This window comes from Anabaena sp. EIM26 (assembly GCF_057568715.1).
The window spans coordinates 11,200-36,949 of the sequence record NZ_JBWNLG010000003.1 but is presented as its reverse complement, the minus strand read 5'-3'; the positions used below and the strand labels follow the sequence as shown (position 1 = coordinate 36,949).

General features: G+C 37.2%; 20 protein-coding genes. 4 read left to right on the top strand and 16 right to left on the bottom strand.

Features of this window, described 5'->3' with window-relative positions; all coding sequences use genetic code 11:
- The first annotated feature begins 58 nt into the window (after positions 1-58).
- Positions 59-1,288: a ParM/StbA family protein gene (locus tag AC012T_RS27270; RefSeq protein WP_487067353.1), complete on the top strand. Its 1,230-nt coding sequence runs from the start codon at positions 59-61 to the stop codon at positions 1,286-1,288.
- A 134-nt stretch (positions 1,289-1,422) separates the two neighbouring features.
- On the opposite strand, the gene AC012T_RS27265 is transcribed toward AC012T_RS27270, so the two are convergent.
- The 11 genes from AC012T_RS27265 to AC012T_RS27215 all read right to left on the bottom strand — a co-directional run bounded on the left by AC012T_RS27265 (position 1,423) and on the right by AC012T_RS27215 (position 16,459).
- Positions 1,423-2,379 carry a DUF4351 domain-containing protein gene (locus AC012T_RS27265; RefSeq protein WP_487067351.1) on the bottom strand — a complete coding sequence of 319 codons (957 nt, stop codon included), beginning with the start codon at positions 2,377-2,379 and terminating at the stop codon, positions 1,423-1,425.
- 93 nt (positions 2,380-2,472) lie between these two features.
- Positions 2,473-2,904, bottom strand: coding sequence for a hypothetical protein (locus AC012T_RS27260; protein ID WP_487067349.1), 432 nt, complete (start codon positions 2,902-2,904; stop codon positions 2,473-2,475).
- 435 nt (positions 2,905-3,339) lie between these two features.
- Positions 3,340-3,741, bottom strand: coding sequence for a DNA-binding protein (locus AC012T_RS27255; RefSeq protein WP_487067347.1), 402 nt, complete (start codon positions 3,739-3,741; stop codon positions 3,340-3,342).
- 688 nt (positions 3,742-4,429) lie between these two features.
- Positions 4,430-9,547, bottom strand: coding sequence for a DEAD/DEAH box helicase family protein (locus tag AC012T_RS27250; protein WP_487067345.1), 5,118 nt, complete (start codon positions 9,545-9,547; stop codon positions 4,430-4,432).
- A gap of 332 nt (positions 9,548-9,879) precedes the next feature.
- A complete protein-coding gene (locus tag AC012T_RS27245; protein WP_487067343.1) occupies positions 9,880-10,428 on the bottom strand; it encodes a WGR domain-containing protein in 549 nt (182 codons plus the stop codon).
- 194 nt (positions 10,429-10,622) lie between these two features.
- Positions 10,623-12,239: an AAA family ATPase gene (locus AC012T_RS27240; RefSeq protein ID WP_487067341.1), complete on the bottom strand. Its 1,617-nt coding sequence runs from the start codon at positions 12,237-12,239 to the stop codon at positions 10,623-10,625.
- A 59-nt stretch (positions 12,240-12,298) separates the two neighbouring features.
- Entirely contained in the window at positions 12,299-12,505 is a 207-nt protein-coding gene (locus AC012T_RS27235; protein WP_487067339.1) for a DUF2997 domain-containing protein, read from the bottom strand.
- A 3-nt stretch (positions 12,506-12,508) separates the two neighbouring features.
- Positions 12,509-12,955: a DUF1257 domain-containing protein gene (locus tag AC012T_RS27230; protein WP_487067337.1), complete on the bottom strand. Its 447-nt coding sequence runs from the start codon at positions 12,953-12,955 to the stop codon at positions 12,509-12,511.
- A gap of 165 nt (positions 12,956-13,120) precedes the next feature.
- A complete protein-coding gene (locus tag AC012T_RS27225) occupies positions 13,121-14,197 on the bottom strand; it encodes a hypothetical protein (protein ID WP_487067335.1) in 1,077 nt (358 codons plus the stop codon).
- 193 nt (positions 14,198-14,390) lie between these two features.
- Positions 14,391-15,536: a ParB/RepB/Spo0J family partition protein gene (locus tag AC012T_RS27220; protein ID WP_487067333.1), complete on the bottom strand. Its 1,146-nt coding sequence runs from the start codon at positions 15,534-15,536 to the stop codon at positions 14,391-14,393.
- Between the two features lie 110 nt (positions 15,537-15,646).
- On the bottom strand, positions 15,647-16,459 hold the full coding sequence (locus AC012T_RS27215; protein WP_487067331.1) for a ParA family protein: 813 nt from the start codon (positions 16,457-16,459) through the stop codon (positions 15,647-15,649).
- 376 nt (positions 16,460-16,835) lie between these two features.
- Here AC012T_RS27215 and AC012T_RS27210 point away from each other — a divergent pair, with 376 nt between their 5' ends.
- On the top strand, positions 16,836-18,176 hold the full coding sequence (locus AC012T_RS27210) for a transposase (RefSeq protein WP_487059178.1): 1,341 nt from the start codon (positions 16,836-16,838) through the stop codon (positions 18,174-18,176).
- 136 nt (positions 18,177-18,312) lie between these two features.
- On the opposite strand, the gene AC012T_RS27205 is transcribed toward AC012T_RS27210, so the two are convergent.
- The 5 genes from AC012T_RS27205 to AC012T_RS27185 form a co-directional block, all read right to left on the bottom strand.
- Complete coding sequence (locus tag AC012T_RS27205) at positions 18,313-18,759, bottom strand: hypothetical protein (RefSeq protein ID WP_487067329.1); 447 nt, start codon at positions 18,757-18,759, stop codon at positions 18,313-18,315.
- 109 nt (positions 18,760-18,868) lie between these two features.
- Positions 18,869-19,252 (bottom strand): single-stranded DNA-binding protein, encoded by a 384-nt coding sequence (gene ssb, locus AC012T_RS27200; RefSeq protein ID WP_487067327.1) that lies wholly within the window; start codon positions 19,250-19,252, stop codon positions 18,869-18,871.
- A gap of 222 nt (positions 19,253-19,474) precedes the next feature.
- Entirely contained in the window at positions 19,475-20,488 is a 1,014-nt protein-coding gene (locus AC012T_RS27195) for a hypothetical protein (protein WP_487067325.1), read from the bottom strand.
- Between the two features lie 119 nt (positions 20,489-20,607).
- The gene (locus tag AC012T_RS27190; protein WP_487067323.1) at positions 20,608-21,603 is read right to left on the bottom strand and encodes a DNA polymerase III subunit delta'; all 996 of its coding nucleotides are present in this window, start codon (positions 21,601-21,603) and stop codon (positions 20,608-20,610) included.
- Between the two features lie 131 nt (positions 21,604-21,734).
- Positions 21,735-22,040, bottom strand: a complete 306-nt coding sequence (locus tag AC012T_RS27185; protein ID WP_487067321.1) for a hypothetical protein — start codon at positions 22,038-22,040, stop codon at positions 21,735-21,737.
- A 195-nt stretch (positions 22,041-22,235) separates the two neighbouring features.
- On the opposite strand from AC012T_RS27185, the gene AC012T_RS27180 reads away from it, so the two are divergent.
- A complete protein-coding gene (locus AC012T_RS27180; RefSeq protein ID WP_487067319.1) occupies positions 22,236-23,702 on the top strand; it encodes an AAA family ATPase in 1,467 nt (488 codons plus the stop codon).
- Entirely contained in the window at positions 23,699-25,750 is a 2,052-nt protein-coding gene (locus AC012T_RS27175) for a tetratricopeptide repeat protein (protein ID WP_487067317.1), read from the top strand. Before AC012T_RS27180 ends, AC012T_RS27175 begins: the two co-directional genes overlap by 4 nt.

The following is a 25,750-nucleotide window of genomic DNA, read 5'->3' as shown; positions in this document are numbered from 1 at the left end:
ACAAAATTCAATCACAAAAAATATATTTCAGTTAATTGGTGGAAAAGTGAGTAATAAAATGACTAAAACTACAAATAGTGTAACCCCGGATTTAATGCTGGCTATAGATTTAGGTGGTTCTCAAACTAAAGCAATTGGAAGTGTATCTCATAAAAATGACTTTCCCACTTTGCTGTGTATGGAACCAGAAATAGCAGATGTATCAGTTGCATCAGTAGAAAACTATGAAAAAACTAAATCAGGTGAAACAGATCCAGAGAATACCTGCTGGGTGGGTATTGGTGAGGAATATTATGCTATTGGTTTCCTAGCAAGAAAAAAATATGGCGGTAACTCCTTACTCAAGCAGTTGAAAGAAGAAAATGCAGTACAAAAAATCTGTGGTGTTTTGTGGGTGGTTAGTCAAAAATTGAAACTGATGAACAAATTCACAGTTTCACTTGCTGTTTTATTACCACCTTCAGAATATCAAGATAAGGAGCGTCTTGAATCTAAATTAAAACAGGCACTAAAACGTTTTAATACACCTACTGGTGAAATCAGGATCAAGTTGATAGACTTGAACGTTGTCCCCGAAGGAGTTGGTATTTATCTACATAGACGTACTATTTTGGGAACAAAGATTAGGAATTGTAATCTTGCGGTAGTAATGTTGGGATATCGCAATGCTTCTGTACAGATATCTAATAAAGGTGCAGTAACTCCAGGAGTATCAAATACCTTTGGGATGTCATGGATGTTGGATGATTTTGTTAGACGTTGTAGTGGTTTATCGAAAGATGATCCACATCTGATAGCTGCGGTGGTAGCAGCAGGATCTGAATGTAAGTCGGAAGTTTTAGCTGCTTTATCACGACGTAAAAGTGAAGCTGAGATTTTAGCAGAAGCTCAAGATATGTCTTTTGCTTTCAAACTTAGTCGAGATGAATATTTTCGGGCATTAGTGCGCTGGTTATTACAAGAAATACCCCGTGATATTAATGAGATGATTTTGTGTGGTGGGACTGCGGAATATCTTAAACCAGAATTAGAGGCACATTACAGCAATGTTAAATTGATCTGGAATGGTGGTATAGAGATTCCCCCAGCATTAGATAAAGTAGGAATGGGTATGCGATTAGCAGATGTATGGGCTTTGTATCAAGTATTGTTTGGTAGTGCGAGTTTAACTACTAAAAATAGTAATACTACAACTAATAATTCTGGTTCTACTGTTTCAGGGAACAAGGTTGTTAACCTGCCTTCACCAAAGCCAAAGGGCTTTTTAGAAATGCCAGATAGACTTTAAATTTGTTAATGAAGTCGAGTTTTTGTAGCTGGTAGTTTATTTTGATGATTAAACCTTTAAAAAATCAAGAGAGGGGATTGCCTATGGCAGTGTGCTACGCGCAATCGCCTGAGACAAATCCTCCCTTTTTTCTGCTAGTCCTCTATGGAATTTGGTTTATTTTGTAACCATTGTTCTAGATCAGCTATCGTTGAGAAATCTAAAAGTGCTTCCCCCAGTAATTCTAACTGTTCAACAGATAGTTGATGAATTTGCTCAATTAAGGTAGATGCAATTACACCAAATCGCCGATTAAGTTGTCGTATAACTAATCGTTCTTCACCTATTAGTTCACCGCGTTCCATAGCCAGTTTTTCTGTTGGGCTAACTAAGGGCATTTTTCTTTCCTCCTCCAAACGTTTAATTTTAGTGATTAATCCTTCTTGCAAATGCTTAGGTAAAGTCATCATTGTATCAATGATTTTGAATAGCTTAACGATTTTTTCTTTCGTTAACCCTCGCTCGTAAAGTTCTCGAATTAACTTCCATTTCCATGCTTCCCGTTCAGTAAGATTACTGGTTGTGGCTTTAGTCTTCAAGTGCGCCATCGTGATGATAGCAAAGGGATTGTTACTAGATTCTAGCTCATTCCAACGCGATTCGTAATCAAGGAGTTTAGCAATGGGAAATTTAACGTGAGTTTCACCATTTCCAATAGAATAATGATAACAATCAGGTCGCCAATTTCGTCTATTATCACCTAAAATTGCTAGACTAAGTACCTTGTTGTGGTAAAGATCAAAAGCGCGGTAGTGGTAGATAAACATTCGTTCTGCAAAATCAACCTCATAATGACTTTGAACTTCAACGTGAATCAAAATCCATATCTGTTGTTTGTCTAACAACCAAACTTTATAAAGTTTATCCGCAATCCGTTTTTCTGTTTCCGATGAAGCTGTAATCTCTTGGAGTTCTTTGTCTAGAGGTTGAGGGGATTTTTTCCAATCAATTAATTCATGGATTTGAGGAAAGAAAAAGAATAAGAAGCTTTCAAAATATTCATTTAATGCTTCTTTCCATGATTCATCATAGTTAGCTGTTAATTCAGTCATTTTTTTAGTAGATGAGCATGATTAAAAAAATATTATATACAGATTTTGCTCTGTTTATAATTTTTTTACAATAAATATGATTTAGGAAATGCTTTAACTTTCAAGACTATTGAAGATTGTTCCACAACGCTGGCACATAAAAGAATTATCCCACTTTTTATAAATTTTAGGGTATTTACGTGAGTATAAAATGTTTTTTCTTACTGCCCAGAATAGATAAATTGGGAAAACTACAAACATTAACAATTCAATCATAAATAATGCTTTAAAAACAGTAAATACTATAATACCTATCCAGGTAATAAAAATGGTTTTAAGAATTAATATAATATTTGATTTTGGTTTTTCTGGTGGTGCTGCTATCTTGCCAAGTGATGTAGTATTAGTTTGATTTTTATAAGCAGCAGCAGATTTTGAACCTATAGAACCTCTGATTGTGCTAGTGCTATGAGTGACATTTTCTTGATAAATTAGGGATAATTTACGAGAGTTATCACTTTGGCATTTAGGGCAAATAATTAGCATAGTTATCCAGATGATATTTACACCAGGTTGTATTTTGAACAATTACATTTTCGATGCTGGTTTCCCATCATTGAGTGGTATTAACCAGATTTGATAATGCTATAAATTTATTCAGGTTGTATGATTTTATTCCTGGAGTGACTTTAATTTTTGAATACGCAAATCTAATATTTCTAGTATAGACAGAACAAATATTATTGTCAATGAAAAGAGCTATTCTCCCCTGCTCTATGAGTTTGTAATGATTCAATTATTTAGGGAAAGTTAAAGGTTAATTCTTTATTCTCCTTTTTTCTTTCCCTGTAATAGTAAAACCTGACTAGGATTGATACCTAAACCATCGGTTAAGATTTAAAAATGCCATAATTTAGGTTTTTGGATTTTTGACATATTCTCCAAAGATGATTTAGACAGTGAGTGATCATCTTTGTTTATTCACGCAGCAGCTTTTTGAGGTGATTTGCGTTTGGGTGTAGAAGTAGTTTTTGGAGTAGGAGTAGTATTATTCTTTTTTGGTCTTCCTCTACGTTTTGGTTCTGATTTAATTTCTTTTGCAGGTGGTAAAAGTTTTAGTGTAGGAACAGGAAAAGGAATAGTTTCGCTTTTCATGGTTTCGTCAGATGAAATATCACTTTCTAATTCCATGTTCCAAGGGTCAGGTAATGGTTGAACAATAATTGGTTTATTGACTTTAGGAATTGATATTGATATGTTGTCTGGTGTAACTGATGTTGTAGCTTGTATTAATTGAAAAATCCCAGCAATAAAATCTAGAAACATCGCTACAAAGAAAGTAACACAGATAGCTTCTATCATTAAATTAAGTACAGATTGCATGATTATCTCCTGAAACACAGTGATTTTTAATTTTCATGATTTTCACAAATGTTTCGCGTAGCGATATATCAATATTTTCACTGTATTAAAACAGGATTTATATGTCGTTATTTGGGCTTTTTTGATGTATATGTAAGACTCAATACTGTCCAGTTAATTTTTGTAATTACTGTCTTGAATGTCAAGCCATCACTACACAATTTCATTTTTTGAGATCAACTAATAAATATTGATTTAAAACTAGATTAATATGAAACTGCATAGAATAATTGTAGCTTGCTTCCCGTAGGATACGCGGATGCACGCAGATAAACGCGGATAAAAACAGGTAAATCAACGGATTTCAGAATTATGTGCAACCTCACATAAAATTGATCTAAGACTAGATAAAAGTTGAGGTGAAATATAAAAGAAAAATGTGTAAGTTTATTTTTATTTAACAACGGAAAATTATCCCATACTTGATATAATTGAACCGTAAAGTACACAAAAAAAAGAGAATTTCAGAGAGTTTTGGGTGTGGCTGCATTTATTTTTTCAAAATTGGGATGCTCTCAATTTACCTGAAAATGCTGTATGTAATGTTTTTGAAGTATTCATTATCTAACTTAAAAAATAAAAAATAGGTACTGAGGAAGTAGTTCCCCAGTACCTATTTGTGAATTCATCAAAAACTCTAGCAGTAATCTTAAAACAGAGTTAGTTGCACACCTGCTACCTTCTTTATACTGCTAGGAAAATCATGAATTTTGCTAATTGTGCTAGATGCAGAAGCTTGATAATCAATAGGTTTAATAGTCTTGACTACCTGAGAAATATCACTAATCCATTCGATATCTTCCGTGCTGCGACTAAACAATTTATCTACTATTCCTGGGTGAATATGGCATTCTTGAATACACCTTTCATCATTTAGCCAGAAATCATCATCACTGTCTTCACCATTCTCATCATTAGAAGATAATTCTGATGTATCCAAAGCAGCTTCATCTTCTTGTAAAATAGCATCAATTTCCTGCAATCGTCTGGAGACATCATCAATCCTTTCTGAATGTGCAAAAGATTGTCCTACAAGAGATTCCAATCTTGCTTTTTCACCCTTTGCATTTTCAAATTCTTCCTGCAATCTTGGTAGATATTCCGGTAATGAATCTATCATAGTATCAAGACTGATTAAAGGATGAGAACGTTGAAACTCAAGACTTCCTTTTTTGTTGTCAATAACCCAGGGGAAATAATACTCATTTCCACAACATTTGATGTAAACACCTAACTTACTATTACTAGGACGATAATAAGCATACACATCAAAACCTCGGTAATTAGCAACCTTCCTTGTAGAAGTATATTGATTCTGAAAAATCTCTTTGCACTCCAGCGATATTCGTCTAGAAATTTGCGCTGCTTTTATTTCCTTCAAAACTGGCTTGATTATTTTCAAATCTTCCTGAAGCCAGTCAATCTTGCGTTCTAAATCTTGAATTTTGCGATTCCAGTTATCTATATTCCAACCCAAACTAAAGTGTTGTCTTTGATGACTCCTTTGACGAATGAGTAGAGAATTCAACTCACTACGCAAATTAGACTCCTCAATTAACAAAGAATTTCCGGTAGCCATTGACTTAATTTGAGCATAGGAATAAATTCCCTGATCACAATCTTCAACATTATCCAAATCCTCACCATTGAGGAATTTAGCAGTCATTTCCTGCTTCCATTGCAAAGTTTGCCATCTGAGAGCATCTAGACGTTCAGTAATATACCTAAATATCCACACAAAAGGTAGGGTAAAACCCATAAATTCCCCATTTCCTTGTCTAACACCTCTGCCCTCACGTTGAGTTAGGTCAGAAGGTCGCCAAGGGGCATCTAGGTGGTGTATAGCCCATAATCCGCGACGGTGGACATTGCAACCAGTACCTAATTTCTTTGTGCTTCCCAGTAGAATACGCACCTGACCAGAATCAATTAACTCAAACAATTTAGTCCGTTTAGATTTGTTAAAATCATGGACAAACGCAATTTGTGATTCTGGAATTCCTAATGCTATAAACAGCATTTTTAAATACAAATAGGTGCTGTATTTATCTAGTTTAGGAATACTTGCATCACAGAATATTAATTGAGTTCCCTTGACAGTATTCGTCAGTTTCCAAATTTGCCAACTATTCCAAACACACTCATGCAACTTACTGATATCTGCTTCTTTGGTTTCCCCCAATAAGCGCATAGTTAAAGCAGCTTTTGTGAGATCCGTCGTTACCTTCAGCATATTATCAATGCTGGGTGCAACTTGCCGAGTGTAAATTTTCTCAGACCTTTTGAGAGCTTCCCTAAGAAATTGTAACTGTGCTGGAGATGGGTCTACAACAACATCAATAAACTTAGGTTTTGGACGTTTTAAAACATCACCAATGTTATCATTTGTGCGGAGGTCAACAAACTGATCCATTAGCCCTCGGAGAGCTTGGATATTGCAGAAACTCTTAAACCGAGTTACTACTTTATATTTACCACTAGCAGTAACTTCAGCAGAGGAAGTAGGTTCTGCAAATTGACTAGCCCATTCATCGAAAGTTTCTATTCCCAATTCTCGTAATTTGGGAAGTTGAAACATCCGCATCCAATTAAATAATTCTGCCATAGTATTGGACAGAATTGTGCCAGTTGCACCAATTACCTTTCCTGTGAATTGGGAACAAGTTTCTGTGAGCATATCTCCCAGAATATGTAGAATCTTCATGTAGGTATCACTAGCACGTTGACTCCAATTTTTGGGAATACCTCTAATGTTGTACATCTTGGTAATAATCGAGAGATTCTTAAATTCATGAACCTCATCTATTACCAACATATCTGTCAAATCATCAAAGTCAATGTGATTGTCTTTTCTTGTTGATGTTGTTACCTTGTTGATTTTATATTCTAGGCTTTTTAACGCCTTCTTTAGCTGTTTAGTGGTAATTCTGTCATTTAACTCGTTTCTCAAGAAAGCTTGGAGAATTTCTTTTTCTTGATTGTGAAATGCTAATTGATAATTTTCCGATAACGCTAAACTGAAGAATTGGGAATGAGTAATGATAGTGCAATCAAAATCCCCTGTTTGAATGGCAGCAGTGAAGATTTTTCTCCCTTCGGCATCTAGCTTTTCAGGAACTAATAAGTTTGCCATTGGATAGAGATATCTAAAACTCTCTTCAATTTGCTTTTCAGTGCCATTCAAAACAACTAACATTGGCTTATTAGCTAATCCTAACCTTCGACATTCCATAATAGATCCAATCATCGTATATGTTTTACCAAGTCCTACATCATGGGCTAGAAAAGTGGCATTTTCTTCAAGGATTCTAGAAACACCATCTAATTGCCAATAGTTTAATTGCACATCAGGATTACTACCTGGAAGCTGGAGGTAACTACCATTATATTTTCGGGCAGAGAAAACATTAATTTGTGTGTTGTAATATGTATATAGTTCCACACATCTTTGTTGATTTTCCCAAATCCAATTTCTAAAAGCAAATTTGATTAATTCTAATTTAGCTCTAGCTTCTTCTGTTGCTTCATTAGATGCTAGAGTATTAATGGTATCCTTGCTTTCGTAAATAATGATTCTGGGGTCTTGACGATTTAATCCTTTTTCCAAAAGTTTGGCACTATCTAGGTAACTCGTACCATATTCTGTAATATCGTCAGAATTTCCCCCTATTGTCCAAAAAGATGTACTAGATGAAGTAATGTGAGATATTGTGATTTTGATTTTCAATATCTCTTTCGCAAACTGCTGGTAAATTCCTGGTTTAATCCAGTTTGTACCCAACATTATGTGAATCTTCTTGTTCAAGATTTTATCTTTTTGGGAATCTGTGAGAGAATTCCAATCAATATTTGATGTTTCTAGACAAGCAAGTTTGATATCTTCTGTAGCATCTGGAAGCATTGGTAACGGTTGAACTGCTTTAAGTGCTTCTATGTTTTTTGCTAAATTAGCAGCAATCGCTTCTTGCAGTTTTCTGTAAACGTTACCAGATAAATATTGAGCCGCGAGTTCCCATTTCTTGTTACTTGGATTGTAAAAGATGAGATTATCAGCATCGAGTTCTTGAATAATTTCCTCTTGACTCAGATTGCTAATTTCTGAGATATAATCCAAATCTAAGCAACCTTTGATATTCAGAGAATGTGTCAAGGCATCTTGGGCTGAATTGACTTTTGTGGGAGCAGAATATGAACGACAGACTCGTTTAGAGAAAATATCGGCTAATTTGTAATTACTCTTTTCTAGAGTTCTTACTAAATAATAGTTTGGGTCTTTTCCCAGATGTATTAGGTTGTGCTTGCTATTGATTCTGCCCCATTTGCGAATGAATGAATTATAGGTATTTTTAAGTTCTTGTTGAATTTGTATTAATTCCTCATCATTTACTGTTTGTTGGGCATTGATGACTTTTATTAAACAGCTACGTAACTGCCAAAAATCTTCAATTCGATTTCTTTCTACTGTTTCTACTAAAACTAAATGACTTTTCGCTCTTTGATAAATTTGGTTTTCATGAATACAAAAAGCCATTTCTTTAATATGTTGCAATTCAGGGGGAACTAAGAGTAGTTCTTCAGTTTCTTTTCTAGGAGAGTAGTTAACATTTAGAGGTATTTTACACAGTGCTTCAGATAAATCTCTACCATCATCTAAGAGAGCAAAACCTTCACCGTACAGTTTATTAATGCTTGGTGTGCCTAGTAAGTGATGTACATGAGGATAGATTCTCTGTTGTAAATGTGTGTATTGGGGAGATTTTTGCAGTTGGTCTTGATAATATTTATCAAAACTTCTGCCTTGAAATTCACTCAAGAAATATTCGTTGAGATGAGCTTTAGTTTTTTCACCTTCATTACCCCAATCTTGAGGAACAATTTGCACTTCTTGAGTATTCATCCATTTTGATGTGTTAGAATGGCGAGGATTTTTGACTTTTTGAAAGATTAGCAGAATGGGGCTAACTTGAGTTCTAGCAAGGGTGTTAAATACTCCACTAGGAAGTCTCACAGCCGTGACCAGTTCTAGTTTTTGTCCTAACCAAGTTCGGAAGCTGTGAGAACTGGGAGCATCTAAAGTGTAGGTAGAAGTAATGACTGCAATTAACCCTTCTTCTCTCACTAAGTCAGCAGATTTAGCCAGAAAATAGTTATGGATGCTGACTCCGAGAAAGTTATATTTTGAGTCATTTACTCCATAGTCACCAAAAGGAAAATTCCCACATACCAAATCAAAATATTCTTCTGGGAAGCTGACTTGTTCAAATCCCTGATTATAGATTTGAGCTTCGGGATATAAATGTTTGGCTATGGTAGCGGGTGTTTTATCTAATTCAATTCCAAATAGTTTTGAGTTGCAGCGTATATCTTCTGGCATGAGTCCAAAGAATAAACCAGTACCGCAAGCTGGTTCTAAGATCCTGCCTCCTGTAAATCCTATACGTGATAGCATTTCCCAAATACTACGGATAATTTTTGGTTCTGTATAATGGGCATTTAATATGCTACTGGCAGCGTTATTAAATTCATTTTGTTCCAGTAAAGTTAGCAATTCTTTTTGTGCTTTAGCAACCCATCTGGTTTGTGGATTTAAGCTAAATATTTCAGGTAAACAACCCCATCCGTTGAATTTGGCTAATGTTTGTAGTTGTTCTTGAGTGGGAGTGGTGTTTAAATTTTGCAGGGTAATAATTGCCTGTTTGTTGTTTTCCCATTTTTGTTGGGGTGTGACTTTTAATTCTGATTCTATTGTTGAATTGATTGTAAACATATACCATTGCCAAAAAATAGTTTTGGTAATGGGCGCATAGCGCAAAGTTACAATTTAAATATGTTATAGATATTCGCATTCAAGTGAAGTATGGGCAGTAATAATTAAACGCAGATGGACGCAGATGGACGCAGATAAACGCAGATAATTTTGTACTTCATTAGACTAGAAAATGCTATATGTGCATCTTTAAAATAAAATGATATCAGAGAAAAAATATAGCTTACATTCATTAGTAAGCCATATTATTTATAAATAATTTGTGAATATTTATGGTTGAAAAAATTACATTAACAGGTTGAAAAACTTGAGAATTTGAATGTTGAACAGTATTAAATATGCCTCCAAAAGTTCTTACTAATTGTTTTTAAGCTGACAAGTTTCCTGTTATTACCAGATTCTGCTGTATTTTCACCTTGAAGAGATTCAGTTGCCAACAAAGAGTTCAGTAGTGATAGTTGGTGGTCTACATCTCCTACATGACGGTATATTAAGGAGGGGATTATTTTCATGCCCAAAGGTGTAGGGACAATTTTGAGATATTGGTTTAATGTCTCTAAATAATTGCTATTGGCAAATTGTCTTTCAGCTACATAAGGACGTAATATTTCTAGTAATTGGATAGCTCTTTTGATTTCCGAAGAATCAGAAGTATGATCAATTTGAGGCTGGCTTTCTCGGTAGCCTTTCATTTTCTTTTCAGCAACGAGATTGTGAAATTTAGAAACTGCTTGTTGAAAATTACCACAAGAATGAACTTTCTGCTGACATTTGTATCCTACTCGACCCCACTCAACAGTTAAATTTTCTTGTTCAACTTTGGCACTCCAGAATTTATTACTGTTCTGAGCAGCATCTACGAATACTAAATATATTTCCATAATCAGTACAGCATTTCATGGTAGTAATCCGCTAAAAACTCGAATTAACATTTAGCGGTGTAGTGATATATAATTTACCTGCGATCGCTTCTTTGGATATGCTTACGATGAGTAAAGCAATGAATTACCTACTCACCATAAATGGTTAGTGCAGTGACAAGAGCGATAGCAAATATGACTGTATCCCTTGCCTGTTAATTGGTACGGAATTTAGAAGTACGAAGACTTCTCTTGGAAACCTGCACAGAACTAGAAGCTGGTCGTGCTACCTTTGACCAAGACTGCATCCGCCCAACAGCAGCAGCATCTTGAACAGCTAAAGGTGTAATATTTTGCTGGCAATTTTCTAAGTCAGCTAGTGTTACCTGCTGCGGTCTTTCTTCATCAAAAGCTAGTAGTGCAGCTTCTGATGCCAGAGTTTCTAATTCAGCGCCACTAAACTTGATGGTAGTAGCAGCGATCGCTTCCAGATACTCTTGGGGAACTTTTATACCGTATCTTTCTAGATGAATCTTGAGAATTTGACAACGTTCTGGTTCTGTGGGTAGGTCAACAAAGAAATTCTCATCAAACCGCCCTTTGCGCTTGAACTCAATTGGTAAAGCCGTTGGGTCATTACAGGTTGCTACTACAAACACCCCTGCTGTACATTCAGACATGAAAGTGAGGATATTTCCTAAAATTCTTTGTGAAACCCCAGAAGTATCGCCATTAGCGGAAAGTGCCTTCTCAACTTCATCAATCCAAAGGACACAGGGAGCGATCGCTTCTGCTGTACTGAGTGCGCGGCGGACATTGCCTTCAGATTCTCCCACCAGACTACCTAGCATTGAGGCAATGTCTAGTTGCAACAATGGAAGATTAAGGATAGTTGCAATGTTCTTGGCTACTATTGATTTACCTGTCCCCGGTGGTCCCGCTAGTAGTACCCCTTTAGGTTGGGGTAAATTGAGCGATCGCGCTTCTTGGGAAAACAACCGACGACGGCGTTGCAGCCAATCCCGCAGTAAATCTAAACCGCCAAAAGGTATTTTTGTTGGTTTGCCCAATTCAATACCCATTTGAGCCAATAGCCGGGTTTTGTATTCGACAACCAAGGAAATGACTGTAGCATCAATCACAATGCCTTGAGAAGTTAGGCGTTCTTTCACAGTCAACCTCAGAAAGTCGCTAATTTCTTCCAGTGTCAAGCCTAATGCTGCTCTTGCTAAGGTTTCTTTATCTTCAGTGGTCAGAGAAACTGTGAATTGTACCTCTTGCTCACTGGCAGATTCTTGCAAATACAGCAAATATGATTCTAAGTGGTCTTGAATTTGCTCAATGCTGGGTAAAGGAACTTCGCAGCAAGGAATTAGCCTCAGTAAAGATTCATGCAGTTGAATGTTTTGACCCAGAAGTACAATGCGCTTTTCTGTAGGTTTGAGACGATGATACAAGTTTTTGACTCTGGTGAGAACTTCCCAACTCAATTGCAGTGAGTTTTTACCGACAAAAGGGTGAACATCTCCCAGAATGAAAACCCCATTTCCCTCAAAATTGTTGATGTACTCGAATACATATATCAAAGGGTCTATGTGAGGAGGCTTTTTATAAGTTTCAATTGATTTGAATACCAGTCCACCGTCATCAGCAATTAGACATTGCTCTAAACTGGATACTCCTAAATTCCAGAAATATAGAGGACTGTTAAGTTTTTCCATGACTTCAGTAGTTAGCCACTGAATAATGGTTGCTTCTTCAGGAGATAGAACTTCTAAAGCCACGATGGGTATTTGAGAATCAATGGTGGTAATTAGGTTTGATAGTTTCATGGTTTTTAATTTTGCTCATGCTAAAGATGGGGGAATTTTGTTTTTCCCCCGGTGAAAATTTATTGGTGTATTCGGTGTTGATGGGTATTAGTGCTACGAAGCTGTTGCTGGGATTCGGGCTTGTAAATGCGATCGCCCTGTACCATCCCCAAAGCTTCCTCAAAAGGTTGAGTTGCTTCCAGACAGGACAATCCCTCAAATCCTTCGGCTTCTATTTTTACTTCACCTGTACCAGTGTCAAAATGTATCAATATTGCCCGTTCCATAAATTATCTCCGTACTTGTTGGGTTTGTTGATGTGCTGAGAATGCAAGACGCAAGGTATGTACCTGACCCGTGGTTTCTTCTGTGATGGTGCATTCTCCTAGCCGTTCTTGTAACTCTGCTGCTTTAGCGCGAACCATGTTTTTACCGTAGGCTTCCATGAGGGTATGAGAAAAGAAGTTTTCTCCCAGTCGGGGTACGGTTTCATAGGCATCGTGGATGATTTGATAGAGCCTTGCTTCTTGATCCCACAGAAACCCGATATCTGCGCGGGCATTTAAAGTAGAACCAGGGACAACAATCTCTGCGCTTTTGCCTTCAGAGTCGTCGTAATAACCTTTGAGCAATTGTGGTTTTTCATGAACTTGGACGGTAAGCTGCAAATCTTGTAGAGCATCAACTAAACATTCACGATTAGTTAATTTTGTGGTGACAGTTGAGAAATGTGACATCTTAGTTACTGTGAATTGGGAAATTAATACTGATAAACAGGAAAGCAAACAGTTGCTATTACTTCCGCTCTTAATTGCGTAGCAAGTGTATGAGGTGTATTATTCTCATCTACACCTCACACCTCGTTTTTGCTCAACGATGATATAAATACTTGACTATTTTTTTCAGCGAAGTTTGAGAGACATAGCAGTAGCTTTGCTTAACCCCATGCCTTCATCGCTTGTTAATCGCTGAAGATGACGTTGTTCATCCAGAAGTTTGGAGTAAATTTCATCCATTTTCCCCTGTAATTGAGAACGCCCTTGTGAATCAAGCCTTTTGGCATCTACTGAAGCGTTTTCAAGAATGTCTTCTAGATGAGTCATCATTTGTCCAAGACTGCTTCCTGCCTCAAAACTGGCGTTACCCAAAAGCATTTGGACTTTCTTGAAATGACGTTCCATTTTCTTTTTGAAGTTAACTGGTTTGCGTCCAGGTTCCCAGTTGCTCAAATCTTCGAGTAATTGCGCTGCTAGTTGTTCACCACCGGCGATCGCTGATTCTCTGAGTGTTTGTTCTAGATTTCTGTCATAATGTTCGATAAATCGAGTGATTTGCCCTAAGCATTCAGCTTGTTGTTCTGACAATTGCTCGCTAATAGCAGGAATAATCACAGGACGACCAATTATTACTTGTAAATAGTCTTCTAGTTCCTCTAAACAGGGAAAAGCTTTTACTAAGTTTTGCTTAACTTCTTGTTGTTGTTCTACAGATAACTGCCAAGCATTCAGTGAGAGGAATTTATCAATTCGTTCTTGATAATCTGTATAACCTTCGTCATACTCTTCTCTTAGTTGAGTTCGTAAAGTAGGGGCAATATTATCTCGAATTTCGATTAATTGACTCCACACTATGGGTGCTAGGTCTACAGAACAAATCCAATCACCATTGTCATAATTCATCCATTCTTGGACTGATGCAATTTCTTGTCTAAGTTTGTTTGCAGCTTCATCTAGAGCTTTGAAAACTTTGATACCTTTTAAACCAACTTCTGAAGTTGTAACTTTTACTAAGTCTGATTCTTGCTCATTTTGAGATGATTTAAGAACATCTGCCCATTTTGGAGCATTGCTTTTAGTTGTTTTCTTTAACTGAATCTTGAACCGGATGCGTGTTTTGTTTAGTTTGGAGAAGTTGTATCTTTCAATAACAGCGTTTTGGAGGAAGGTTTCGCTTGAGTTGGGAATGACTGCTTGTAGCATATTGTTTTGGAAGTCATATTATTTGCTCACTTTCAAAAAAGCGTTAGCTTCCAACTGATAGCTACACGAATTTGTTCCCAAAATTGTGATTTCAAGTTTGAAATTGCCGCAACGGCAAGGTGATGGTTGAAATCATATAAAATTGTGATTTCAAGTTTGAGTTTTCTAGTCTCAAGCTGTTTGTCAACTGCTCTCAATTATTATTTTTTCCCTGGATTACTTCTTCAATCTCTGCCAGTTTCTTGCGAAGGACTTCCTGAAACTCCATTAATTGAGACACTTCAACTTTCTTCAGCGCGTCCCCAGACACTTTATACAAAGAGCGTGTTGCCGTAGTCATTGGTTTAACTTGTTTTTCGATTTTTTCAGCGTCGGTACTTTGTAAAGCGATCGCCTCAGTTACTAATTGCCGGGTTTTTTGTACAGATAATTTTTCTGTTAACACCTGTTGGGTAACGTTGATTCTGATTTCTTCTGATTCTGATTCTGGCACTCCTAGATTTTTGGTTGAAAGTTTTTGTAACGCTATGGCATGAACACCTTTAAGACCAGAAGACCTGATTGCTGCTTTCAAGTCTTCAGCTAAAGAAAGCATGGGAAAAATATTGGCATCAATAGAAGCGGGATTGAGTTGTAAATCTAAAAGTACAGTGAAAATTGCCGCTTCGCGTTGATCTAAGTCCAAAACAGCTAAACCTTGTTGTTGTTCTTCCGGTGTTACCGTAATCAGTCCAACAACAGAATTCATTCGTTTTTGTGCATTCAACCGGCGTACTACCGTTGAGAGAATACGGGGAATATCTTGAGGTTCTAAACCAGTATTTATTGCCAACTCCCGCACAATGGCTTCAGCTTTATCTAGAGGATTGAGGTCTTCCCGATGTAAAGAAGTAATTAAAGCTTTACGGTGCAAAGCATCAGGTTCAGGAATAATCACAGCTTGCAGATTTTCCCAACCCAAGTTTTTAGCACTACGCCAACGTCGTTCGCCATCAAAGATAACTAAATGTTCCCGTTGAATTAAAATAATTGGTTCTAGTTGTCCATCTGATACCAGGGAACGAGACATAGACTCAATACTTTCTGATAAAAATGTTTGTCTCGGTTGCTCTGGGTTGGCTTGAATTTTTTCTAAAGAAATAGATTGGATACCTGATTGTGACTGAAGTTGCGCCCTAAGAGTTTGTAGCTGTGTTTCTAACTCACTTGATCCTTGAGAGCGGAGTTCTTCGATTTCGGCTTTGAGACGTTGAATTTCTGCCTCAGCTTCTGATAACTGTTGGGATTGCTTTGCGCCTGAAAAATAGTTGGTGAGGTCAGGAGATTTACGAGTGGTCATAAATTAGCACAGATTTAATTTGCACATTGAAACGATGATTGAGCAGGGGAGAGGATTTAAAACTTGTAGCCAAAATCAAAAAGGTACAACTTTTGGGTGTGACAGATTAGTTAAACTTTCACGCTTTCTTTACTCTTGCTGCCAATCAAAGCGGCTAATTTTGAGGCAATTTCTTTAAAGTCATCTTTTGCTGGATGACTGGGACGGTGAATAGGTAATGGTAATCCTTGTCCACTGGCGTTAACAAATTCAGCACTATCCCGAATTTCTGGAAAAGCATGGATATTCATTTGCTCTAACTGAGATGGCAATGCAGCTAACATTTGTCTATGGGCTGCACGTCGAGCATCATATTGGTTGGGAACAAAGCCGAGAATTTCTGGTGTGGGTTTTAAGCGTAAGTGCTTGCAATGGTAATAATACCATTCCAGTAAATGAGCCGCTCCCTGAATTGATTTGGGTTCTAGCTGGACGGGAATAATTATGTGCGTACTGGCTGTCAGCGCCATTAAAGGTAAGGGACCCAGGGTGGCTGGACAATCAAAGATGATTAAATCATGTTCCAGAGGATAGTCAGTTAGGCGATCGCCTAATAAGTAAGCTCCTCTTTTGTGTAAAACTAATTCATCTGCTGTTTGAGTCAGAACCATACCACCCTGACAAATAACTACTTTATCCGTGTGTTCACTCCAGCATGGTGTCAACGGCCAGTTACCATCAAAATCATCTTTGAGGACAGCAGCTAAAGTATGTTCTGGTTCTGGTTGATTTAATCCACAAAATAGCGTCAGTGACCCTTGCGGATCGAGGTCAAACAGTGCTACGTTATACCTGCGTTTTGCCAGAGCATGAGCTAAATGGACAGAAAGGGTTGTCTTACCACTTCCTCCGGCATTACTTATTACAGCTAATCTAATTTGCATGACTATTTTTTTGATGTTATGTGAGTATCATATATCGGATTTTCTACATCATATATTGATATATGATTTAAGAAAGTATTAGAGTCATTGGGTAATAACCCTTAAAATTCTTTAATTTCTTTCTCGGAAAGCATTTCAGCGATTTTTACCATCTATTTCCTAACAAGTCTAATATTTATTCATTTGCATCATATATCAATATATGAGAATTAACCGAATCTTGGAACAGAAATTTTCTCTGTTGCTGTTACCTGTAGACTATTGCTTAAATTATGGGTTAAAACAATACTGTAGCCAAAAAAGGAGTATAAAAAGAGGGCTGATGTAGTAGAGTTATAGTCTTCCACAACGACAACTCGAAAGCCACATACAGCCCATGTTTGACATACTAGCACTGTTGCAATGCCTACTACCAGAAATAAAAGTGACGACGATGCGGCAGTTAAGCCAGATCATCACGGCCATGTTAGCCATGAGCGGGCGAGTCACAATGTTGGGAATATCGCGTTGGACGCTTAGTGGTGGTAGTTATCGGACGGTAATCAGATTTTTTCGTACAGTCATACCGTGGACAACGGTGTTCTGGGTGTTTTTTCGGCGGCATTTGTTCTGCCCAAATGATGTTTATTTGTTGGCAGGAGACGAAGTAGTAATAAGCAAAGCCGGGAAAAAAACCTATGGATTAGATAGGTTCTTTTCCAGTCTAATAAGTAAACCAATATTGGGACTATCTTTCTTTACATTATCATTAGTAAGTGTTCAACAAAGACACTCATTTCCGATTCAGATAGAACAGGTAATAAAAAGCGATGTAGAAAAAAGTAGTGTCTCGCCAAGTCCAGAAGTAAAACCTCAAGAAAAACGTGGACGGGGACGACCAAAAGGAAGTAAAAACAAAAATAAAAAGGAGGTGACTTTTACACCTGAATTGCTAAGAATTAAGAAGATGATTAATGAGCTATTTAAGTTAATAGCTAACTTTATTCCCCTCACTTACTTGGTCGTAGATGGTCACTTTGGGAACAATAATGCTTTGCAGATGGCTAGGCAGGTAAAGTTACACATAATTTCCAAGTTACGTCACGATTCGGCATTATATATACCTTACCACAATCCTGACCCTAATCATCGTTCCCGTCGTAAATACGGAGAGAAGTTGGACTGGCGTAATATTCCTGGGGCATATTTGCGTCAAAGTAGTCTTGAAGAAGATATTAAAACTGATACTTATCAAGCTACTCTACTGCACAAAGAATTTGGCCAACCACTGAATGTAGTTATTTTGGTGAAAACCAATCTCAAAACTAATGCTCGCAGTCACGTAATTCTGTTTTCTAGTGACTTAACTTTATCATCTGAAAAAATAATTGACTACTATAAGTTGCGCTTCCAAATCGAATTTAATTTCCGAGATGCCAAACAGTTTTGGGGATTGGAAGATTTTATGAACAGAGGTCAAACTGCTGTGACTAATGCTGTTAATCTTTCTTTTTTTATGGTCAATTTGTCTCATTATCTTCTAGCTCAGTTTCGTGAAGATAATCCCGGTGCTGGCATTGTTGATCTTCAGGCTTATTGTCGGGGTTTTCGATATGTTCGGGAAATATTAAAAATGCTTCCGCAACAGCCTGAGCCTATTTTATTATCCCAGATTTTTGCCAAGCTTACCTCTCTTGGTCGTATTCACAATGCTTCTACAGCCGTTGAACCCTCGTAATTTGGCTACAGTATTGTTAAAAAAATAACAGTTCCTACATCTATCATTGAAGTCATAGCCTAGCACTGATAAGTGAAAAAAATTATCTGCCCACAGAAAAAAAATACCTCTGGCAAAGTAGCCAGAAGTAAGATCATTAAAAGGGAATGTGAGAAATATCAGTATTCCGAGAATGTCCGTTTTGAGAAGCTGTAGCTACACCAGCACCAACTAGCTGTTGAGTATTTTCCTGTGGTGTGGGTGGTTGAACTACAGGAGTAACAGTTGGTGTATGAGTGCGATTACCAGCAGTAGTGCAGATGAAGTTGCGAATGACTAAGGTAGTTTTCTTTTCCTTATATCCCTTACCGCTATCTACCACGTTAAGATCCAGATAGCCGATAGCAATACCAGTGGCATTAATTCCAGATTCAGCTATAGAAACTGCTGCTGCTCCCTTGGTTCTGTAAGGAATGGTGTCTTCTACTACTCCATCTTTTGAATAGTACGAGAAAGTACATTCACCATAGACAATCTTGACTCCTTGACTATCAAAAGCTTCATCAATAGTGAGCAGTCGAATGGTTTGGGTTGATTTAATCATGGTTTATCCTTGTGATGAAATTTTTAATGGTTCATAAAAATTGCGCTTTGCGCTTTTTACCCAAAACATCCCACAGACAAAAGAGATGCTGCGGGATGTATTTGACTTGCTAGAAATTGGCGTTAATTATGGAGTCTTCGTCTTCACCAGTTTCATTGGAGTCTTTGCGTTGAGCAGAACTGATGAGTTCTAAATTGTTGACACGAATGATTGGTTTTTGTCTGGGTTCGTTGGTGTTTTTATCTGTCCATCTGTCAAAGACTATTTCACCAGTGATCCCAATAGTCGAACCTTTTTGAACCCAGTCTGCTGCGACTTGAGCGATATTTCCCCAAAGTTCTAAATCAAACCAAAGCGGAGTTTCACTTCTGTAGGGAGGTTTAACAGCAAGGGTCAAGGATGTTTTCATTGCACCTGACTCGAAGTAGCGTATCTCAGGTGTTTGACCAACGCGACCAACTAAATCAACTTTATTGATATACTGCTGAGTCATAATATTTTCCTTGGGTAATCAATTTTTTCACGGTATTAGCGCGATAGCGCATTCTCGGTTATGCAGCCAAATGAATGATTTGATGCTAATTCAGTGCTGGGATTGGATACAGCCCAGTATCAAACTTGATTGCGCCTAGCGCATTGATTACTGGTTGTATTGGGGGAAACCTGCGTAAAGAAAATAACCCCAAATCTGCTAGAGATTTGAGGCTGATGACTATTACACAATTTGTTCTTTGGTGGCTAAACCATTCAGTTTGGTTACTAATTTTTCCTCTTTCATGCGAGAGAAACCAGGGACTTTGTGCAATTTGGCTAACTCTTTTAGTCTTTTTAAAGTTAGGGTTTGTAAATCTTCCAAACTTGCTAATTCTGGAGAATCGGGAATATTTGTTACTTCTGAGGAAGAGTCATCAGGTGTAGGAGAATCAGTTGAATTGGTGATAATTTCTGCTGAGTTTTCAGAAATAATATCTTTACTGTCACCAGTATGACTTTCATCTGGCGGAGAAGTAGATTCATATGATTCTGGTAGAGCGATCGCATCTTTTACTGAGTTATTCTCAATCTCTTCGTTTACGGTAGGTGCTGTATTAGCACCATTTTCACCAGAAGTATCATCTGGTGGTGTAATAGATTCAGGTGATGTTTGAGCGATCGCATCTTTTACTGAGTTATCCTCAATCTCTTCGTTTAGGGTAGGTACTGTATTAGCACCATCTTCACTAGAAGTATCATCTGTTGAGGAAATAGATTCAGATGATGTTGCTGGGGCGATCGCATCTACTACTGAATTATCCTCAATCTCTTCGTTTACAGTAGGTACTGTATTAGCACCATCTTCACTAGGAGTATCATCTAGTGGTGTAATAGATTCAGATGATGTTTGAGCGATCGCATCTACTACTGAGTTATTCTCAATCTCTTCGTTGAGGGTAGGTACTGTATTAGCACTATCTTCACTATGAGTATCATTTGTTGAGGAAGTGCTTTCAGTGGGTGAAGTAATTGCATCATTACTGCTGAGGTGAGGCGTTTCAGTATCCTCGCTTGTGTCACCAAGAATTTGCTCGATACTGGCTACAGTGGGTTCTTTTAAAACAGTGATTCTGTGGAAATTTCCCACTTTCCTAACGGAGATTCTTGCCCCAGCCGTGCGGAGTTTTGTTGTCAAGTCGTTGAGCAGGAGAAATGCTACATCCAATTGACGGTAATTATTGATAATGGCACTCATGGTTTTTTGTTTGATTTAGTTCACCACAAGAGCGCATAGCGCAATCCTTTCATCCAAAAACGTTTTTGGTAACTTTTCTGATGTTTAGACAGATTGCGTTGAAAATGTAGTTTTTGGTATTAGTCAGGAAATAGTAAAACTTCCCATACCAATCGGGGAGAGGCCATTTTTAACAGAGAGTTTTTGGCATTTTCCAGTTTCAACAACCAATTTTCATCACTGAGAAATTCCTTCCAGCAATGTTGCAGGTAATCTATCAGCCACAGTTGTTGATGAAAATCTAATTGCACTTCAATATCTTTGGCAATACTTAACGCTGTTAACAGATTGCTAGGTGGTTGAATTAGTTGTTGCAAAATTGATTGTGGGATAGATTGGAGTTGATCATAATGAGCGATCGCTACCCCTGGAGAACCACCCGCAAACTGTATAACATTTGGGTGATTGAGAATTTCAGAACGTCCCACATTTTCTAAAACTGTGGTCATTTGGGCGTTGTTTAGTCGCTGGAAAGGAATCAGTTGACAACGGCTGGTAATTGTAGCCAGTAACCTTTGGGGTTGGGATGAAATGAGGATAATTGTGCCGGATATTGGCTCTTCCAAAGTTTTCAGCAGCGCATTAGCAGCAGTGGGTGGCATTCTTTCAGCATTTTCTACCACGACAATTTTGTAAGGTGCAATTAGAGGAGAGGTAGCCAGAAATTGGGTAATTTCTCGAATCTGCTCAATTCTAATTTGGGATGGAGATTTTCGCTGTACCCCAGAAGCTGCTATTTCACTTTCACTTAACAACTGTTTTTGGTGTAGATATGTTGGTTCAACCCATAAAATATCAGGACAGTTAGCTAGGTTTTGGATGTTGAAAATTTCAGCGATAAAGCATTTAGCAGCTAAACATTTTCCTACTCCGTCTGCTCCAGCAAATAAATAAGCAGGGACAATTCGCTGCTGTGTAATTGCACCTTTGAGTAAGGAGACTGCTAAATTTTGACCAATGATTTTAGATAATTGCCAGTTTTCTTGAGTTGGGGGTATAGAATCGGAATCTATATTTTGAGAGGGTTCACAAACAGAAAGGTCTTCTGTGATCTGAAGTAGATTAAGTTGGTTCATTTTTTTAAGTTTGGAAATTGTTGATTAGACATCTCCAGAAATTTGATAACCTTCCAACAGCAGCAGGATTTTAGGTTGAATTTCAGAGATGTCTAGGCAAGGGTTATAAAATGTGTTTCTTGAAAGTTTACCTATTTGTGGTAAGTTTCATAAGAAGGTGTTTTTTTTCCACCGTTGCGCCAGTCAGATTGACTCTGTTGCTGAGAATCTAAATGTTGTTCATTTGTAACTGTAACGTTAAGGTTGGAACGTTCATGAGCTTGATTGGTAGGTTGAGTTAAGCAAGAATTGCTTGACTTATCAAGTAGCATCATCGCTAACAAAATTAAACCAAAAAACATTCCACAGATGGTGACATTTGGATTGCCATTTTGAACCCCCTTGAATAAATGCCCCAGTTGCTTAAGGTAACGAAACAAATTATTTTGTGGTGACATGATAAGTGCTTTCCTTTTTAAGAAATAAACATCAGGAAAACTGAGTTAGCTTTAACGATGTTTCCCATATCTTCATGATGCGCTTGCTGTAAGAATTTCTTGGCTCGGACTTTAGCTCAGAATATGGTTCTTTTTACAGTGAGCTAAACGATGAGTTATTATTGAAATAAAGTAACTTTCCAACTGGATATAGAGATGGCAAAAACGCTCAAAGCCTCGGAAGAAGGTCTAAAAAAAATTCACCAAGCAAGGCAAAATAAGGGTTGGAACAAGCAAGAGGATGCGTGGTTTCAATTTGCTAACTCTTCAAAAGCTACTCTAAAGCGGTTTTTGCGGAGGGAACCAATTAGTAGTGATGTATTTGTTGCTTTTTGTAAAACAGTCGGGATAGACAACTGGGAAACTATTGTTGATAACACCCCAACCCTCCAGAAAGATTCCAGACCAGAATTTTTTGTCTATGATGATGCTTGGGTAGGTCGAGAGCAGTTACTTAACAAACTAAGTACAAAGCTTCGCGGGTCGTGTCGTCTTTTGCTAATCCTGGGACTCACGGGCATCGGTAAAACTGCCTTGGCAGAAAAATTGGCAGTAGAAATACAAGACTGGTTCGGTAGTAACTGGAAGAACGGGTTCAAGCGAGCTAATTGTTACTACCCAGAGAAATCTATAGACTTTGCCAGTGTTGCTGCTAGGTGGCTAGAGGAGTGGGGAGAGAAAGTTTCACCAGAGGATAATAAACCAGAAAGATTGTTGCAGAGGTTAGTAAAACACCTGCGTGAAAATCAGGTATTAATTTTGATTGATTCTCTGGAGACACTGCTGACAGGAAATGAAGAAGACGGCTGGGGTGATTTTGTAGACGAGTGGTGGGAAAAATTCTTTTTGAGCTTATTGTCAGCAGAATCTTGCCTAAGTCGGTTAATTGTGACTTCACAAGATTTGCCAATTAAGTTGGTAGACTATCGGTACAAAAATTTCTCGTATCGCCAAGTTTTATATGGGTTGGACGAAGCAGAGCAGGAGGTGTTGTTTGAGATAACAGGGCTAGATGTCAGCCAGGAGTCACCAGATCGTCCTCTACTAATGCGACTTGGGAAAGCTTACAAGGGTCATCCTCTAGTTTTACGAGTGATGATTGGGGAAATTTGTGCGTCTTTTGATAGGAGTGTCCAAGCCTACTGGAATGATATCAGCAGCAATATAGAAGAGGTAGAAAAGGCTTTAGCGGAAGCAGAGGCGGATGCTAGTAAAATTGAGGGAGCAGACGACGATTGGAAATTACACAAGCTGACCACAGCAGTACAATTACAGGTCAACAAGCAACGATTACAAAGTGTCTTTGAGCGTTTGGAAAGTCAGGTGAAGGATGCCTATATCTTGATTTGTGCTGCTTCTGTATATCGTATTCCCGTACAAGAAGAAGGGTGGTTGATGCAGTTAGAAGCTTTATTAAGCTGTGTAGAGAAGTCAGATTGTAGTGAGAATAAGAAAAGACAAAAACAAGCTTTAGAAGATTTATTGAATCGTTTTTTAGCTGAAGAATCAGTTAATCACAATAATAAGCGAGTTTTAGGACAACATAATTTAGTTCGTAGTGTTGCTTTAGAGAGTTATAGAAATTTAATACAAAAGTTAAAAAATGAGGTGCAGTCAGCATGACAAATAATTCTAAAACATCAAGTCAATTATTGTTTGAACAGTTAGATATTAGTTGGGATAAAATTACTATTGAACAGCTAGCTCACTACACGGCAATAAAATATTTTTTAACCGTTGAAGATGAACCAGCATCTAATGCTACTAATTTAGAAAAGGTAAATCGATACCTAGAATCATTTCATCATTTAAGTGATATACAAGATTGGGATAGAGCATTTGAAATTGCAACTTATTCTTTTCATTTTTATCAAGAGAAAAGCTTATCTCAACATCTTTTAAATTGGGGATATTATCAAATAAATATCGATTTATGGATGCGTTTCTTGGATATTTCAAGCTCCATGCCAATAAAATATTCTCCGATAGCTATGTCTAACATAGCTTCAGCTTTAAATTGTATGGGTAGATATTCAGCAGCAATCGAATACTGGCAAAACTATTTTCAATATTGTGAAATAAATAATAAATGGCAAAGCTATTTTAAGAATGTGAGTGACTCTGATGCCAAAATACAGGAAGCTATAGGTTTGTATGGTTTAGGGAACGTATATCAAAATTTATATGACCACTCACAGGCGATTAATTATTATGAAAAAGCTCTGAGTATTGCAAAAGAGTATAAGTATCGCGAGCTAGAAGGTGACTGTTATAACTCATTGGGTATCTCTGAGCATGATTTTGGTAATTTTTCAGAGGCAATTAGTAATCATAAAAAAAGTCTACTAATTAGTCGTGAATTTAACAATCGTGAAAAGGAAGCAGCTTCCTTACTACGTTTAGGTATTACTCATCGATATATGGGTGAATATCATAAGACAATTGAATATTGCCAACAATCCTTAGATATTTCACGTGAAATTAGTTTTCGACGTGGGGAGGGAGAAGCTTCGGGTCATTTAGGCAGAGCTTATGAATGTCTAGGTGAATTACCAAAAGCAATCGAACTTTTTCAAAAAGATTTTGATATTGCCCATGAAATTGGTAATTATCAAGGTGAAATGAGATCTCTACAAAATATGATTAGAGCGTGTGATAGTCAGCGTAATTACTATCGAAGCCAAGAATATGCTCGTCAATGCTTAAAGATTGTCCGTACAACTAACGTACCCGGAGAAGAAGAACCACTCTTAAAATATTTGATTGATGTTCATAAGTTTCTGAATGAACATTCACAGGCGATTGATTGTTATCAACAGCTTTTAAACATTGCTCGTTCAGCTAGTAACAGTGATAAAGAGCAAGAGATACTAATAAATTTGATTGTTTATTGTCAAAAGAATAAAATGTATGAACAGGCAAATGAATATGCTCAACAATTTTGGAGTCTTTTCTCTATAATTAAGACTAATAATGCTTATAATGTCCAGGATTTTGATTTATATAATACTATCGGTAATAACTTTTTTTTAACAGAAAACCATACCCTAGCAGAAAAGTTTTATCAATTAGCACTAACTGTTGCTTACGAGACGAATCATCTCAAGGGAGAAGGAGAGGTTAAGGGAAATCTAGGTAGTATTGCTATAACTCTTGGCAATTATGAGCAAGCGATTAGCTATCATCAAGAAAGTGTAAGAATTGCTCAAAAGATAAGTAATAGTGCTTCGGAAGCTATTGCTTTAAGTAATATTGGAAATTGCTATTTTCGTCTTAAGCAATATACAGAAGCCCTAGATTACCAAAATCAAGCTATAGCTCTTTTTCGCAACACTGAAGATCATATAGGAGAAGGTAATACACTAATAAATATTGCAAATATTCAGAAAGAGTTAAAAAATTATTTAGAAGCATTAGAAACTAGTCAATCCGCTCTTAAAATTTTCAGGAAATTTAAGAATACAGTATCAGAAGTGTCGGAAGTTAAAACTTTACTAACCTTGACAGATATATGTTTGATGTTAGGAAGAGTAAATGAAGCTATTGAGTATAACAATCAAGCATTAGAACTTGCACACACATTGGAAATTGCTTTATTTATTAATATATGTGAAGAGCGACAAGAGGTAATAGAGAGATATAGAAAGAGTATGGATAACTCAGAAGTTTAA

What these genes read in the sequence shown, in the direction of transcription:
- AC012T_RS27270 (WP_487067353.1), top strand. Translation starts at nt 59, where the DNA reads ATGACTAAAACTACAAATAGTGTAACCCCGGATTTAATGCTGGCTATA.
- AC012T_RS27265 (WP_487067351.1), bottom strand. Translation starts at nt 2,379, where the DNA reads ATGACTGAATTAACAGCTAACTATGATGAATCATGGAAAGAAGCATTA.
- AC012T_RS27260 (WP_487067349.1), bottom strand. Translation starts at nt 2,904, where the DNA reads ATGCTAATTATTTGCCCTAAATGCCAAAGTGATAACTCTCGTAAATTA.
- AC012T_RS27255 (WP_487067347.1), bottom strand. Translation starts at nt 3,741, where the DNA reads ATGCAATCTGTACTTAATTTAATGATAGAAGCTATCTGTGTTACTTTC.
- AC012T_RS27250 (WP_487067345.1), bottom strand. Translation starts at nt 9,547, where the DNA reads ATGTTTACAATCAATTCAACAATAGAATCAGAATTAAAAGTCACACCC.
- AC012T_RS27245 (WP_487067343.1), bottom strand. Translation starts at nt 10,428, where the DNA reads ATGGAAATATATTTAGTATTCGTAGATGCTGCTCAGAACAGTAATAAA.
- AC012T_RS27240 (WP_487067341.1), bottom strand. Translation starts at nt 12,239, where the DNA reads ATGAAACTATCAAACCTAATTACCACCATTGATTCTCAAATACCCATC.
- AC012T_RS27235 (WP_487067339.1), bottom strand. Translation starts at nt 12,505, where the DNA reads ATGGAACGGGCAATATTGATACATTTTGACACTGGTACAGGTGAAGTA.
- AC012T_RS27230 (WP_487067337.1), bottom strand. Translation starts at nt 12,955, where the DNA reads ATGTCACATTTCTCAACTGTCACCACAAAATTAACTAATCGTGAATGT.
- AC012T_RS27225 (WP_487067335.1), bottom strand. Translation starts at nt 14,197, where the DNA reads ATGCTACAAGCAGTCATTCCCAACTCAAGCGAAACCTTCCTCCAAAAC.
- AC012T_RS27220 (WP_487067333.1), bottom strand. Translation starts at nt 15,536, where the DNA reads ATGACCACTCGTAAATCTCCTGACCTCACCAACTATTTTTCAGGCGCA.
- AC012T_RS27215 (WP_487067331.1), bottom strand. Translation starts at nt 16,459, where the DNA reads ATGCAAATTAGATTAGCTGTAATAAGTAATGCCGGAGGAAGTGGTAAG.
- AC012T_RS27210 (WP_487059178.1), top strand. Translation starts at nt 16,836, where the DNA reads ATGTTTGACATACTAGCACTGTTGCAATGCCTACTACCAGAAATAAAA.
- AC012T_RS27205 (WP_487067329.1), bottom strand. Translation starts at nt 18,759, where the DNA reads ATGATTAAATCAACCCAAACCATTCGACTGCTCACTATTGATGAAGCT.
- ssb (WP_487067327.1), bottom strand. Translation starts at nt 19,252, where the DNA reads ATGACTCAGCAGTATATCAATAAAGTTGATTTAGTTGGTCGCGTTGGT.
- AC012T_RS27195 (WP_487067325.1), bottom strand. Translation starts at nt 20,488, where the DNA reads ATGAGTGCCATTATCAATAATTACCGTCAATTGGATGTAGCATTTCTC.
- AC012T_RS27190 (WP_487067323.1), bottom strand. Translation starts at nt 21,603, where the DNA reads ATGAACCAACTTAATCTACTTCAGATCACAGAAGACCTTTCTGTTTGT.
- AC012T_RS27185 (WP_487067321.1), bottom strand. Translation starts at nt 22,040, where the DNA reads ATGTCACCACAAAATAATTTGTTTCGTTACCTTAAGCAACTGGGGCAT.
- AC012T_RS27180 (WP_487067319.1), top strand. Translation starts at nt 22,236, where the DNA reads ATGGCAAAAACGCTCAAAGCCTCGGAAGAAGGTCTAAAAAAAATTCAC.
- AC012T_RS27175 (WP_487067317.1), top strand. Translation starts at nt 23,699, where the DNA reads ATGACAAATAATTCTAAAACATCAAGTCAATTATTGTTTGAACAGTTA.